This window comes from Candidatus Hydrogenedentota bacterium (assembly GCA_019637335.1).
Lineage (GTDB): Bacteria > Hydrogenedentota > Hydrogenedentia > Hydrogenedentales > JAEUWI01 > JAEUWI01.
Genome location: JAHBVV010000028.1, coordinates 22,365 through 36,104, shown reverse-complemented (window position 1 = coordinate 36,104; position 13,740 = coordinate 22,365). Strand labels below are relative to the sequence as shown.

11 protein-coding genes are annotated in these 13,740 nt (G+C 63.7%); 2 read left to right on the top strand and 9 right to left on the bottom strand.

The annotated features are described in order from the left end of the window. Positions 1–370: 370 nt before the first annotated feature. The 6 genes from KF886_22140 to KF886_22115 form a co-directional block, all read right to left on the bottom strand. Positions 371–850, bottom strand: coding sequence for a hypothetical protein (locus tag KF886_22140; GenBank protein MBX3180060.1), 480 nt, complete (start codon positions 848–850; stop codon positions 371–373). Positions 851–950: 100 nt separating this feature from the next. Beyond that, complete coding sequence (locus tag KF886_22135; GenBank protein MBX3180059.1) at positions 951–2,267, bottom strand: efflux RND transporter periplasmic adaptor subunit; 1,317 nt, start codon at positions 2,265–2,267, stop codon at positions 951–953. A 3-nt stretch (positions 2,268–2,270) separates the two neighbouring features. Further along, positions 2,271–4,649: an FtsX-like permease family protein gene (locus KF886_22130; GenBank protein ID MBX3180058.1), complete on the bottom strand. Its 2,379-nt coding sequence runs from the start codon at positions 4,647–4,649 to the stop codon at positions 2,271–2,273. Then, a complete protein-coding gene (locus KF886_22125) occupies positions 4,643–5,374 on the bottom strand; it encodes an ABC transporter ATP-binding protein (GenBank protein MBX3180057.1) in 732 nt (243 codons plus the stop codon). Before KF886_22125 ends, KF886_22130 begins: the two co-directional genes overlap by 7 nt. 91 nt (positions 5,375–5,465) lie before the next feature. Further along, the gene (locus KF886_22120; GenBank protein MBX3180056.1) at positions 5,466–6,686 is read right to left on the bottom strand and encodes a hypothetical protein; all 1,221 of its coding nucleotides are present in this window, start codon (positions 6,684–6,686) and stop codon (positions 5,466–5,468) included. A gap of 386 nt (positions 6,687–7,072) precedes the next feature. Continuing rightward, a complete protein-coding gene (locus KF886_22115; GenBank protein ID MBX3180055.1) occupies positions 7,073–7,444 on the bottom strand; it encodes a response regulator in 372 nt (123 codons plus the stop codon). Positions 7,445–7,795: 351 nt separating this feature from the next. Between KF886_22115 and surE the strand changes: the two genes are divergently transcribed. Beyond that, complete coding sequence (gene surE / locus KF886_22110; protein MBX3180054.1) at positions 7,796–8,551, top strand: 5'/3'-nucleotidase SurE; 756 nt, start codon at positions 7,796–7,798, stop codon at positions 8,549–8,551. A gap of 35 nt (positions 8,552–8,586) precedes the next feature. Further along, the gene (locus KF886_22105; GenBank protein MBX3180053.1) at positions 8,587–9,180 is read left to right on the top strand and encodes a DedA family protein; all 594 of its coding nucleotides are present in this window, start codon (positions 8,587–8,589) and stop codon (positions 9,178–9,180) included. A gap of 22 nt (positions 9,181–9,202) precedes the next feature. Here the strand turns inward: KF886_22105 and KF886_22100 are convergent, their stop codons facing one another. From KF886_22100 to KF886_22090, 3 genes are all read right to left on the bottom strand, one after another. Then, a complete protein-coding gene (locus KF886_22100) occupies positions 9,203–10,525 on the bottom strand; it encodes a Gfo/Idh/MocA family oxidoreductase (protein ID MBX3180052.1) in 1,323 nt (440 codons plus the stop codon). Between the two features lie 186 nt (positions 10,526–10,711). Further along, entirely contained in the window at positions 10,712–12,520 is a 1,809-nt protein-coding gene (locus KF886_22095) for an adenylyl-sulfate kinase (GenBank protein MBX3180051.1), read from the bottom strand. A gap of 107 nt (positions 12,521–12,627) precedes the next feature. Then, complete coding sequence (locus tag KF886_22090) at positions 12,628–13,509, bottom strand: sulfate adenylyltransferase subunit 2 (GenBank protein ID MBX3180050.1); 882 nt, start codon at positions 13,507–13,509, stop codon at positions 12,628–12,630. Positions 13,510–13,740: the final 231 nt, after the last annotated feature.

Genomic DNA, 13,740 nt, shown 5'->3' with positions numbered 1-13,740 from the left:
CCGCGGTATGCCGCCACTACGTGGCTCATGCGCGCGAGCCCGTTTTCGGGTGCTGGTCTTATTCGTGCCTATTGGTGTTCATTCGTGGTTTAATTCTTTTTGTTGGTGCTGTGCAGCGATGAGCTTTGGGATGCCGCCAGTAAGTGGCGGGTTCGGCGACGTGGTCGCCGGAGCCAGCAGGGATGTCGGCGCTCCATTGGGGTGGTATTTCGCTTTCAAGGCTGTTGTTCGGGGGCGGGGTCTTGTGGCTGGGTCTGGCCGGCGGGCCGCCGGCGCTCCATAGTTTGGCGCTCCGGTGGAGTAGTCTCCTGGCTGCTTCCGAATCGCAAGACTATGCATCCCCGGCATCTCAGGTTTATTCGTCAACTCCCTATCTCAACTGACTGCGTGCCTGTTTTCTTACCGACTCAATGTCCTTTTCGGATACGCTCCATTTTTCTTCCGGGTTTCCATCTGCGACAAAGACTATCTGTTCGATTTGCGAGATCTCCGCATAGGACATATGAGCCTGCCAAACACTCTTCGGCCCACCTGGCTCCATAGTCTTAACCGTGCCTCGACAAATTGCGAGACCCATTTGCTGCTTGTTTGGGAGCTCTGCATAGCCGTATCCGATCGTCACCTTCTTATCTCCCTGGACGATAGATGCGGTAACGGTCAATACTGGGTCCGACTTCACCACTCCATCTACAATATCGAATTTTCCTGATCTCAACTGTGCCTCGTCAGCCGAGATATATGGTCTCAAGAGCACGGCCGAACTGCGTTCTCTCGCAGCCCACAATTGGCTCAAGAACTTATTGAGAAGCCAAGCGACTACAACCCCAACAGCACCGACAACTATCGTCATCAATAATCCTGTCATACCTTCAGCCCTCGAATACTCAAATTTACCAACATCCTGGCCGATCAATTGCAGTTCAGGTCACCAATCGGAGTCCCCGCTCCCCTCACCGCGCCACCACCCGGCTCCCGGGCTCCAGGTCGTTTCTCGGCTCCAGCACGATCTCCTCATCCGCCGCGAGCCCGCCCGTGATCTGCGCCCAGGTGTCGTTTTTCAGCCCGACGGACACCGTGCGAAGCTGGGCCCTGCCGCCTTCGACGGCGAAGACGTGCCAGACGCCGTCGCGGCGGAAGAGGGCGCGCTCGGGCACGGCAAGCGTGTTTTCGGCCTGATCGATAATGATTCGGACATCGAGGCGGGTGCCCGCACGGAGGTTCAGTTCGCTGTTGTCGAACGCGATGATCGTTTTGACGCGCTGCTGCTCGATGCCGAGCGACGAGATCTTCTGGAAGGCGGACGGATAGATGCGATCGACCTTGCCGGTGATGGTCGCGTCGCCGAGCGCTTTCCCGACAATCTCGACGCTGTCCCCCGGTTCAACGGCGACCACCTCCTCGGAGAGGACGTCGCTCTCGATCTCCATGGTGGACAGGTCGCCGATGGTCATGATCGGCGTGCCGGCGGCGAGAAACCGCGTGTTCTCGATGAACTTTTCGAGGACCGGGCCGGTGACGGGCGCGCGGATGACGGCTTTTTCGAGGTCGCTCCGCGCGATGGCGAGATCGGCTTCGAGGCGCTTGATTTCGGCGCGGTACACCTCGCGGAGGTATTCGTTGTCGTCGATGGAGGCCGTGACCCGGCTGGAGGCGAGGTCGGAAATCTCCACGTTCTTCCGCGCCGACGCGACGGCGAGCCGCGCCGCCTCGCGCTGTTCGCGGGCCGCTTTGAATGCGCGATCGGCGTCATCGAGCATGCTCTGGCTGGCCACCCCCTGGGCGTGGAGCCGCTGGATGCGGTTGAAATCCCGCTCGGCCTCCTCGAAGTTAATACCGGCGATCTCGCGTTCCTTCTCCGCTATCCGAAGCGCGTCCCGCATCTCCTGCGCGCGCATCGCGGCGGTGTCAATGTCCTCGCTCTTGGGCTTGCCGCTGTCCACCCCCGCGATCTGCGCCTCCGCCTGGCGGATCAGGTACTCCAGGCCGCGAACGCGCTGCTCCAGGTCGAACGCGTCCATCTCCGCGATGGCGGCCCCGGCCTCGACGACGTCGCCCACCTCCAGCGCGATGCGCTTGAGCGTCCCGGTGACCGGCATGTCGATCAGGTACTCGTCGCGCAGCCGGGTCTTGGCCTCCTCGGCGATGAACTCCCGCACAGTCCGCGTTTCGGGCGTACCGATGTCGGCGGGAACCGGCTGCGGCCGCATGGAGAGGACGATCAGCAGCAGCACGGCGGCGGCGGCGGCGATCCAGGCGATGCGTTTCATGAACTACTCCCGCTCCTTGAGCACTTCCACCAGGTCCAGCCGCCCAATCTTCCGCCGCGCGGCGAGATTCGCCAGCAGCACGAAGGCAAAGGTCAGCAGGACCGAGGTCACATAGGTGCTCCGGTCAATATGAAAAGGCAGGTGAAACATGTCGTTGCTGTAGGCCGTGACCAGCAGCGCGCAGATACCCATGCCCAGGGGAATGCCCGCCACGATGCCGATAAGGCCCAGCACGATGTTCTCGAAATACATGATACGGCCGACATCCGCCACCGTAAAGCCGAGCACGCGCAGGGAGGCCAGTTCGCGCTGGCGCTCGGAAAGCGAAACGGCGGTGATGTTGTAGATGATCGAAAAGGCGATCACGCCGGCAAAGCTGAGCAGGATCGTGTTGGTGATGTACATGCTCTGCCCGATGGTGTTCTTGATCGCGTCGTAGGCGTCCTGGTTGAAGGTGACGGCGCCGATACCGCCGATCTCCTTGAGCGCCCGGTTCAAGCTGTCGCGGCTGCCCTCCTCGATCCGCAGCAGCGCGCTGTTGATGGCGAAGGGTTCGTCGAGCATCCGGCTGAGCGCGCCGTGCTCCATGTAGGCCGCCGTGCCCAGGAACTGCTGGGCGATATCCCGCACCGTCACGGTGTAGGTGCGGTCGATGCGCCCGAGCAGCGGCTCGATCTCCAGCGTGTCCCCGCGCTGGACGCCGAGCTGCTCCGCCAGGTTTTCCGCCAGCACCACCCCGCTATCGCCCAGGTCGTACTCCCGCCGCTCGAAATTCATGACCTTCTGCATCTCCGCGCCCCGCGGAATTCCGGTGATGACCGCGTCCTTCTTGCGCCAGGCCGAACGCATTTCAAACGGGTACTCCAGCAGCGGCTCCGCGCGCCGGACATGGGGGAAGCGGCTCACCTCGTAGAAGACGTCCTTGCCCTGCTCGCGCTGGAAGCTGATCTTCACGTCCTCGCGCTGCGCGTCGAGGAACTGGAAGTCCATCCCGAATTCCACCGCGTCGATCATGAAGAACCCCATGAGCAGCAGGCTCAGCGAAATGGCGGTTCCGAAGAGGTTCACGCCGGAACGAAAACGGTTGCGAGAAATGTTGCGGAGGATCATCTTCCAGGTGAACGAGATCCGCCGCCAGAGAAACGGAAAATACTCCAGCCAGACCTGGTTCACCGCGCGGGGCGCTTCGGCGCGCATGGACTCCGCCGGGTGAATGCGCGCCGCCTGAACCGCCGCCGCGAGCGCCCCAAGCGTCGCGAAGAAGATTGTAATCCCCATGGACCACGCCAGCACATCCAGGTAGACGCGCGATTCCAGTATCGGGAACTGGTAGAACTGGACATAGAGCGCAATCATGCCCCCGGCCATCCACTGGCCGAGCGCGAATCCGCCAATACAGCCGATAACCGCGAGAATGATCCCGTACTCGATATAGTGGAAGCCAACGGCCCAGTCGGAATAGCCAAACGCCTTCATAAGGCCGATCTGCGTGCGCTCCGTGCGGACCATGCGGTTGAGCAGGATAAGCAGGATCAGCGCGGCGATGCCCAGAAACAGCGTGGGGATGATCTTCGCCGAAACGGAGAGCCCCTTGATCTCGTCGGAAATGAAACGGTTCGAAAGCTGGTCCTCCCGCTTCACCTTCGCGAATACCCCGTACGGATCCAGGATCTTCTCCGCCTCGTCCAGAATGGCGTCGAGCTGCTCCGGATCGTCCACGAGCCCGACGATGTTGTTGCACGCGGACTTCAGGTCGAGCGCGGTCTCCGCGAAATCCTCCGGCACCCAGAGCACGCCGAAACGCTCGGGACTCGGCACCAGCGCCTGCACATTGCGGATCATATAGACGTATTCCGGGGAGGCGCCAATACCGATGATGCGAAGCGAATAGCGCTTGTTCTCCACGGATATAGCCACGCGGTCGCCAATCTCCAGTCCGTTGGCGTCGGCGAAATCCTGGCTCAAAATAGTCTCGGTCTGCGCGCCGGGCGAAAAGTAGCGGCCCGCAAGCACGACGACATCGTTGATCACCGGCCCTTCGCGATCCGGCATGGAGATCAGCCGCCCGATGCGGGGCTCATCCACCCCCGCCACATCCACGTTCACCTCTTTCACAATGCGCTTGCGCGCCTGGCGCACGCCGGGGATCGACGCCACCTTGAACACGGCGGTTTCGGGGGCGCGGTCAACGAGAATCTCGAAATCGGCGAAGCGGTTCTGCGCGTAGTACGTGTCCCGCGTCAGGCTGAGATTCAGGTACGCCGAGTACACGCAGATGTACGCCGCGATCCCGCACAGGACCACCATGATCACGCCGAGCGATTGCGCCCATTGCTGCACCATCGTGCGGAGCAGCTTCTTGTGGAAGGCCCCTATTACCACGCGAGCTCCTCGACGCCCATCCGGCGCGGGTTGACCTCGATGCTGTGCACGTGCCCGTCCCGCATCTGGATCACGCGGTCGGAAAGTCCCGCGATCGCCGCGTTGTGCGTGATAACGATAAGCGTCGTCCCGATGCGGCGGTTGATCTCGTTCAGCGCGTTCAGCACCACCTGGCCCGTGGCGATATCGAGCGCGCCAGTCGGCTCGTCGCACAGCAGGATCTCCGGGCGCTTCGCCACCGCACGCGCGATCGCCACGCGCTGCTGCTCGCCGCCGGAGAGCTGCGAGGGGAAATGGGTGCGCCGATCGCCGAGCCGGACCAGGTCCAGCGCCTCGGCAGCGGGCATCGGATCGGCCGAGATTTCCGTCGCCAGCTCCACATTCTCTTCCGCGGTCAGGTTGGGCATGAGGTTGTAGAACTGGAACACGAACCCAATGTGGCGGCGGCGGTACTGCGTGCGCTGGGATTCGTTGTAGCGGGCCAGATCCGCCCCGCGAAACAACACAGCCCCCGAGGTGGGCGCGTCAAGCCCGCCGATGATGTTCAACAGGGTGCTCTTGCCGGATCCGCTCGGCCCGAGGATTACCAGGAATTCCCCCTGGGCGATGTCCAGTGTCGCGCCGCGCAAGGCCTGCACCACCACCTCGCCCATGTGATATTCCTTGCGCACGTCGCGCAGGGAAAAAAGGCCGGCGGCGGGGCTCGCGGTTGCGGTTTCGCTCATCGTGCTGGGGACTCCGTGTGCGCGCGGGCCGCTTCGGCGTAAGGGCGCGTTTCCAGGAGTATACCCCCGCGAGGCCGGGTTATTCGCGCGATCAGCCCCGGGCGCGCTGCATCGCCGCCACGTGCTGCTTGATCCGCGTGTCGAAAAAAATCATGAGCTTCTCGTGCAGCGTCGGGTTGGCGGCCGCGATAAGCGACTGGTGATTATGTTCGGAGCTGTCGAGCAAGAGCACGTCGTCAAAGGACTCGCCGTAGGCGTCCGTCACGATGCAACCCGCTTCCTTCGCGATGAGCAGGGACGCCGCCATGTCGTACGGCGCTATGCCCAGCACGTTGCCCCGGCCCGCGTTGATGAACTGATCCTTCACCAGGTCCGGTATCTCGCGCAGATACCGCCCCGCAAAGTCCGCGCACGCGTCAAGCTGGTTGGTAAGCAGGCGCGTCAGGCTGAACGACGTGCTGTTGCATGCAAAAAAGCCTCCCTTTAGACTCGTCAGATCGATCAGGGGCGCCGCCGCCGTAAAGATCAGGCCCGCCGGGCGCGCCGGCACCGTCATCGACCACGAAACCGTCTCCAGATCGACATTCTCGGACAGCCTTATCTTTTTCAGCTTGCCGTCGGCGTAAATCCGCGCGCCCTTGCCGCGCTCCGCGTAAAACGTGCGATCGCCCACAATCTCCATCACACACGCGGTGTCCACATTCGCCATCGTCGGGCGCTCTATAACCCGCGTGCTCGCCACCGCCACCACGCACCCCTCAAACCCATTCTTGGCCGCCCGCGTGCCGTCGATCGGATCCACGATCAGCAGGTGCTGCGGCGTATCGTTGGTAAACGTGGAATACCCCGAATCCTCGGAATAATACGCCACGGGCGCGCGCTCGGCCTTGAGATACGCCAGCAGCGCGCGCTCGGCCACCTTGTCAATCTCGAACGTCGCGTCCCCGCTCGTGGCCTGATCCACCACCTCCCGCCCCTTCACCTGGTGGACCATCGGAGCCACCACCGTCCGGATGGCCTCGCACAGCCCCAGAAGAAACGCCTTGGGAAGGACCTTGACGCCCTGTGGACTGGCCGCGCCCGGCTTGGCCGGCGCGGGCTTCGAGGCTGCGGGCTTGGACGCTGTGGGCTTCGAGGCCGCAGGCTTCGGCGCCGCGGGCGTGGCCGGCTTCGCCGGCGCGGGCTTGGCCTTTGGTTTGGGTTTGGGTTTGGGCCGTTCTGACGCCGACTTGGCGGCGGGCGGACGCTTTGCTGTCGCGGCCTTGGGCTTCGCCGGGGCCTTTTTCCGGGAGGTCGTCTTAGTTTGTGCCATCGCCGCACCCCATACGTTGTAGGCCTTTCTCCTGCATGAGCCGCGCCAGCGGGATGCGGGCGGCGGCTCTCCTTCCATCGCGCCGAGCCCGGAGGCGCCGGGACCCAGCCAGGGGCGACTTCGGCGCGGACGGAACGCACGATGTTCCTGTCTGGCGCACTTTCCCGTACCATGGCTGCGACCAGCACAACCGGACGTTCCGACATGCGGTGTCCAAGGCTTCCTGGCCGTCGCCACGACGCACACGCGGCCCGGGAAAAGTGATAAATCCTTACGCCGCTCCTGTATTATGTCCGATTTTAGCAGTTACACCCCCATTTGTCCAGAGCATTCTACGAAGGCCCCCCTCGCCCCACCATTTCCTGGCGCTCGGACTTCTGATGCGGCTACGCGGTCTCGCCGCCCGCCAGCGCCAGACGCACCTCGTTCTCCAACTCCCTGAGGTGCAACGGCTTCATGAGGATCTTGGTCGCGCCGGCGGCCAGCGCCTCGTGTATCCGGCGCGGCATGCCGGTCACCACGAGGATGGGCGTGGCGCCGTGGTGGGCGCGGATCGCGCGAATCGCTTCGATCCCCCCCATACGCGGCATTTCGAGATCCATCGTGATTACATCAAAACGGCGGACCCCACACAATTCCACCGCCTCCACGCCATCGGCCGCGGACTCGACCTCATAGCCGAGCAGCGCAAACCACTGCACCAGCGCGCTGCGGATTCCAGCTTCGTCATCCACAACGAGAATGGACGCTTTTCCCATTGGGCGATCCTCGCACATCGGGCAACGGCGCGGCGGCCCCGGTTCAAGCTCCGCAACCTCTTGCGTAGCCTGTCCCGGTGGCCCCCGAGCGCAGGACCCGGTTCATACCAATCGAAGAAGTCCCGGAATCCGATCACTAGACCCGAGACGCCCCATCCCAAGCAGGTACATAGCTAACCCGTTGCCCTATTGTACCCGAAATTCCCGCCCGCCGCACACAGATTTTATCGCTTTTGCATTTTGTCCAGTTCACCGCCCCTCGGGCAGCTTGGCTGGCGCGGTCGGGCTGTGCTATAACGTGCCCGCATTGCAGCGCCTGGCGGCGGCCAATCCCCACGACGCAGGATCTCCATGAACCCTCCCCTAATCCTCGTAACCAATGATGACGGCGTTCGCGCGCCGGGGCTTCGCCTGTTGGCCGAGGCCCTCGCCCCACTCGGAACCGTCGCCGTGTATGCGCCCGAGAGCCAGCAGAGCGCCGTGGGCCACAGCGTCTCCCTCCATAAACCCCTGCGCGTCACGGCCTTGGAGCCAGGATGGCATATGGTCGACGGCACCCCGACCGACTGCGTCATGCTTGCCGTGCGCCACCTCCTGGGACGCCGTCCCGACCTGGTGGTCTCCGGGGTGAACCCGGGCGCCAACCTGGGCGACGATGTGACCTATTCTGGAACCGTTGCCGGCGCCTTTGAGGGCATGCTGCTGGGCATCCCCGCCATCGCGGTCTCCGATGTGAGCTATCGCCCCGCCCATATGGCCACCGCCGCGCGGGTGGGCGCCCTGGTTGCCCGTTATGTCCTGGCGCACGGCCTCCCGGCGGACACCGCGCTGAGCGTCAACGTGCCGGATACGCCCTACGACGAATTGAAGGGGGTCGCCATCACGCGAATGGGCCGCCGGGACTACCACGACGAGATCGTGGAGCGCCACGATCCGCGCGGAGGCGTCTACTACTGGATCGGGGGCGACGAGCCCTCGCATGTCCGCGAGTCGGGCACCGACTTCGAGGCCATCGAGCAGGGCAAGGTCAGCATTACGCCGTTGCAGCGCGACATCACGCACCACGCGGTGCTTCACCACTTTTACGAACCGCCGATAGCGCTGTAGCGTCGGGGACGCCCTCGGGGAACAAGGAAACGCCGATGAAATGGGTCCGAAATCTGTATGACTGGGTCTTGAGCTGGGCCAACACGCCTTATGGCGCGCCCGCGCTTTTCCTATTGGCCGTCGCGGAAGCCAGCTTCTTCCCCATTCCCCCGGATGTGCTCCTGCTCCCGCTCTGCGTCGGCAAGCGCGAGCGAGCGCTGCGCTTCGCCGCGATCTGCACCGCCGGCTCCGTAATTGGCGGAGCCATCGGCTACTCCATCGGGTGGGGCGCCTGGGCGGCCGTCGACCAGCTCTTCTACAACTACGTCCCCGGCTTCACGGAAATCAAATTCAACCAGGTGGGCGCGCTCTACGACCAGTACAACTTCTGGGTCGTATTCGTCGCCGCCTTCACGCCGATCCCCTACAAGGTTATTACGATTGCCGCCGGCGTCTTCCTGATCAACTTCCCCATGTTCATGATTGCGTCACTCGTGGGGCGCGCCGCCCGCTTCTATCTCGTCGCCGGGTTGCTGTACTTCTTTGGCGAGCCGATTCGCGGCTTCATTGACCGCTGGTTCAACCTGCTCGTGGTCGCGTTTACCGTGCTGCTCATCGGCGGCTTCGCCCTTCTCAAATACGCCCACTGAACGCGCGGTCGCCTGATTCGGATTAAACCACCTCGGGGATAACCCACGGTTCCCGGTATGTGCGCCGCACGTACGAATTGGCGTCCGGATCGTCGATAAACCCTTCGGTGGCGGGATCGATGTGTAACCGGCGTCCCGTGCGGAACGCGATGTTGCCATAGTGGCCGAGCAGCGTGGAATAGTGCCCCGCTTCGATGTCGCCATTCGGAATCGCGCGTGATCGGATACTGTCGATGAAGTTGGCCACGTGTTTCGTGTTCGCGGGCGCAAACCGGCCCGGCTGGATCGCCACCGTGTTGCCATCGCCGTCGAATAGTTGGAATCCGCCGCCCATGCGCCCGAAAAACATGAACTGGCGCGTGCCGTAGATCTCGATCCGCGTCCCCGCGAAGGGCCAGTTGGGCAGGTCGTCTTTCTCGCGCAGTTCGAACGCGTGCTTCTTCATATACGGCGTCCAGAGAGTCTGCTCCAGGGTCATCAGCATCCCCTCGAACTCCCAGGTGATGGTCTGCGTGTCCGGCGTCTCCCGATCATCGTCGAAGACGTGCCGCGCCCCGGCGGAGGTAACCGCCTTCGGCAACGTCTGCCCCGTCAGCCAGCGCGCAAGGTCCATCTGGTGAACGCCATCGTTGATGACGTCCCCGCCGGAGTACCTCCAGAACCAGTGCCAGTTGTAGTGGAAGTGGTTCTCGTTGAACGCGCGCGCCGGCGTTGGGCCCAGCCACAAATCATAATCCACGCCGTCAGGGGCGGTCCCATCGGGCTTGCGGCCAATGGTTTCGCGGAGCTTGGAATTGACGATGCGCACAAAGTGTATATCCCCGAAGTCCGCCGACTGCAAGCGCTCCCGCGCGATTTCGCAATACTCCGCGCTGCGGTTCTGTAGCCCTACCTGGACCATCCGGCCATACTTCCGAGCCGCCTCCACCATCTTGCGGCTTTCCCAGATGCTGTGGGAGGTGGGCTTCTCGACATAAACGTCCTTGCCCGCCTGGCACGCCAGGATCGTGGCCAGGGCGTGCCAGTGATCCGGCGTGGCGATGACCAGCGCGTCCACTTCCGGGTCGTCCAGCGCCTGACGGAAATCGGTGATGCAGCGCGGGCGCACCCCGCTCCGCTTTTCAATGGCATCGGCGCGTTTCTCAAAGAGGCGCGTGTCGGGATCGATGAGATACCGCACTTCCGCGTCCGGGCGGACCGCAATTTCGAGCGCCAGGTCCATCCCCCGGTCGCGGATGCCCATGACCGCGGCGACGACGCGCTCGTTGGCCCCCGCGGCGTTGATGGAGAAGGCCGAGGTCAGACTGGCGCCCAGGCATGTGGAGAGGAATTGGCGGCGACGCATGGTGCGGACTCCTTCCCGGCGATACGGCGTTCGAAGGCGAAACGGGACGCGCGGCCTGATGGAACCCGTGGTCCCCACCCCACAGTGTACACCAAGAAAGGGCCGCGCCCGAACCCCCCGGCGCCGTAAAGCTGGCCCGCATCCAATCGCCAAACGAGCCGGCGCCCCGCCAGCCCCGCGCGCCGCCTACTTGTGCAGGACGCCGTTGTCCCGCAGCTTCCCGATGATAGTGTCCAGCGCCTCGTCCATATCCGGCCGGTAGGGCAACGCGACGTCGATCGGGTAGTTGTCGAAGGGGTTTTCGCCCAGGTTGACGACAAAGATCTCGTTGGGCGAAGTCATCAGCTTGAGCCGTTCAAGATCGTAGTCGTCGGCGTCCGTCACGGTGGTGATAAGCAGCGTGCCTTCGTCGGTGATCACGCGCGCAAGATCGCCCAGGCGCTCAAGGTGCTCCTCGCGGCCCCGATCGCGCGTGCGCACGTCGTGGTCGAGTTCCTCGAAGTAGTTGGATATACCGAAATAGTACGTCTTGTGGCCGCGGTCAAAGAGGCGCCGCTCGAGTTGCTTCGCCACGCGGCGCTTGCCGCACCCGTAGACGCCGTGCAGGATGATCAGCTTGCCCACATTGTGAAACCGGGCGGACCGCTCCTCCTGTGTGACGGGCCCGCGTTCCCAGGAGAATTCGCGGGCGCGGATGTGCTCCGCCATAACGGATCCCGACTCGTCAAGCGCCTCCAGAATCACCCCGGCCCCCGCGATCTCGAAATCGTCCACGATCACCACGCGGCCCGTCGCCTCGATCTCGTTGCGCAAGTCGAAGGCAATCGGGCGCACCGTTTCCAGAATGCACTCGGCGACATCGTGGCGCTCGACCTGTTGCTTGTTCTGGACCGAAGTCAGCTCCGAGGCGTCCAGCACCTGGATTATCTCGGCGAGTTCGGCCGAAACCGCGGCGGATCCCACCTTGAGCTTGTAAGGCTTGCCCTTCACCATGGGCGGGCGGCCCATCCAGAACATGTTGACGCGAAAGCGCCGGCTGACCCGCGGCTGTGGCTCGTCGGCCCGCACCATGAGCTCGCCGGGCTTGATGTAGATCTGCGTCGTGAGGGTCAGTCCCGTCGCATAGCCCGCAACGGCCTCCGTGCGTTCGGTCGCGTTGAAGGCTTCGACCGTCTTCACCGTCGACTCCTTGCCCGAGGGCAGAAAGCGGACCGGGTCCCCCGCGCGGACTATCCCGGTGAGCACCGTGCCCGCCACGATCCTGCGATCATCCCCGGCGGCGGTGAACTTGTAAATGTCCTGCACGGGCATCCGGAAGGGCCGGGTTTCGTCGCCCCGGATCTTATTGAACGCGTCCACCTGCTCCAGGACGGTCTTCCCGTCGTACCACGGCATCTCTTTTTCCGAGCTGGCGGCGATATTGACGCCCTCGCGCGCGCTGACCGGAATAAAGGCCGCCGGATGCACGCCGAGCTGCTCCAGGAAGGCGAGGTATTCGGCCTTGATGGACTCAAAGCGCGCCTCGCTGTAGTCCACCAGGTCCATCTTGTTCACCAGCACGGCGAGTTGCTTGAGGCCCAGCATCGAAACCATGTAACCGTGGCGCTTGCTGTTTTCCTGGACCCCTTCGTGGGCGTCGATGACCAGCAGCGCGGCCTCGGCGCGCGCGGCCCCCGTCACCATGTTCTTCAGGAACTCGATGTGACCGGGCGCGTCATTGATGATGTAGTGGCGCCTGGCGGTCTTGAAGAAGCACCGCGCGGTGTCGATCGTAATGCCCTGGGCCTGCTCGTTCTTCAGCGCGTCGAGCAGGAAGGCGTATTCAAAGGGGCGCGCGTTGCGCGCGCACATGGCCTTGACCTGCTCCAGCTTGCCCTCGGGCAGGGATCCCGTGTCGGCCATCAGCCGGCCGATCACCGTGCTCTTGCCGTGGTCCACATGGCCCACGATCACCACGTCCATGTGCTCTTTTTCGACCTTCGTAATCGTGCTCATCCGTCTACCTGTACCGCTGGTGATATCGCGGGAGTTCTGCGCCACTCCTTCGGGCTTCGATGATGGAAACTTCTGCCGCCATGCCACGCGGCCAGGCCGCGGGCGGCCTACATATAGCCTTCACGGCGCAGCGTTTCCAGACCGCCGCCGTCATCCTTGTCCTGCGCGCGGCCGGATCGCTCCGCGATATTCGCAAACTTGCCGCTACGGATCTCCTCGACCACTTCCGGCACGTTCCTCGCCGTCGACTGGACGCACGCGGTGCACGGCCCGCAGCCCAGGGAGCGGTAGCGGGTGCCCTCGCCCCGGTCAAAGTACAGATCCACCACCGGGATCTTCTCCCGCTCGATGTACTCCCAGAGGTTCAGTTCGGTCCAGTCGAGCAGCGGGTGAATACGCACGTGCGTGCCCGGGGCAAAGTCCGTCTTGTACTGGTTCCAGAGTTCGGGCGGCTGGTCGTCCACGTCCCAGTCGTTCTGGCGATCGCGCGGGGAGAAATAGCGCTCCTTCGAACGGCTCCCCTCCTCGTCGGATCGCACGCCCACGATCACCCCGGTGAAGGGCTCCGTGTTCGTGTCCACCTCGTACTGGCCCGTACTGTGGTTCAGGCGCATCCGGGGCCAGTCGCCCGAAAGCGTGTGCTTGAGCGCCTCGCTCTTGAGGGCCTTGCAGCATTCCAGGCGGGTGATCTTGCCCTCGGGAAAGGTCATTCCCGCCGCGAGGGCCTCCTTGTTCTGCCCCACGATCATGTTCAGATTCCACTCCAGCGCAAGCCGGTCGCGGTACGCGATCATCTCGGGGATCTTATAGGAGGTGTCAATGTGCACCAGGGGCAGCGGGCAGTGACCGAAAAAGGCCTTACGCGCAAGCCAGAGCATAACCGTGCTGTCCTTGCCGATGGACCACAGCATGCACAGGCTCTTGAACTCGCGGTAGGCCTCGCGCAAAATGTGAACGCTCTTGGATTCAAGCTGGTCGAGCTGGTTCATGGACAATCCATTCCTCGGGGCGATTGGCGGGCCGGCGCGCGCCACCGGCACACCCCGCACACGGTGGGGATCGGGGTGACGTACCGGGATGCGCGCGAGGGCCGCGACGGGAGCGGCCCGGCCCACTTGGCCCCCCATCTTACCATGCGGCCCCCGGGCGGTTCCAGAACCACCCGCGCCTTACAGTGAATTCGCGCGCGGGATGGTGTAGTATACCGCGCGTGGCGCCCG

What these genes read in the sequence shown, in the direction of transcription:
- KF886_22140 (MBX3180060.1), bottom strand. Translation starts at nt 850, where the DNA reads ATGACGATAGTTGTCGGTGCTGTTGGGGTTGTAGTCGCTTGGCTTCTC.
- KF886_22135 (MBX3180059.1), bottom strand. Translation starts at nt 2,267, where the DNA reads ATGAAACGCATCGCCTGGATCGCCGCCGCCGCCGCCGTGCTGCTGCTG.
- KF886_22125 (MBX3180057.1), bottom strand. Translation starts at nt 5,374, where the DNA reads ATGAGCGAAACCGCAACCGCGAGCCCCGCCGCCGGCCTTTTTTCCCTG.
- KF886_22120 (MBX3180056.1), bottom strand. Translation starts at nt 6,686, where the DNA reads ATGGCACAAACTAAGACGACCTCCCGGAAAAAGGCCCCGGCGAAGCCC.
- KF886_22115 (MBX3180055.1), bottom strand. Translation starts at nt 7,444, where the DNA reads ATGGGAAAAGCGTCCATTCTCGTTGTGGATGACGAAGCTGGAATCCGC.
- surE (MBX3180054.1), top strand. Translation starts at nt 7,796, where the DNA reads ATGAACCCTCCCCTAATCCTCGTAACCAATGATGACGGCGTTCGCGCG.
- KF886_22105 (MBX3180053.1), top strand. Translation starts at nt 8,587, where the DNA reads ATGAAATGGGTCCGAAATCTGTATGACTGGGTCTTGAGCTGGGCCAAC.
- KF886_22100 (MBX3180052.1), bottom strand. Translation starts at nt 10,525, where the DNA reads ATGCGTCGCCGCCAATTCCTCTCCACATGCCTGGGCGCCAGTCTGACC.
- KF886_22095 (MBX3180051.1), bottom strand. Translation starts at nt 12,520, where the DNA reads ATGAGCACGATTACGAAGGTCGAAAAAGAGCACATGGACGTGGTGATC.
- KF886_22090 (MBX3180050.1), bottom strand. Translation starts at nt 13,509, where the DNA reads ATGAACCAGCTCGACCAGCTTGAATCCAAGAGCGTTCACATTTTGCGC.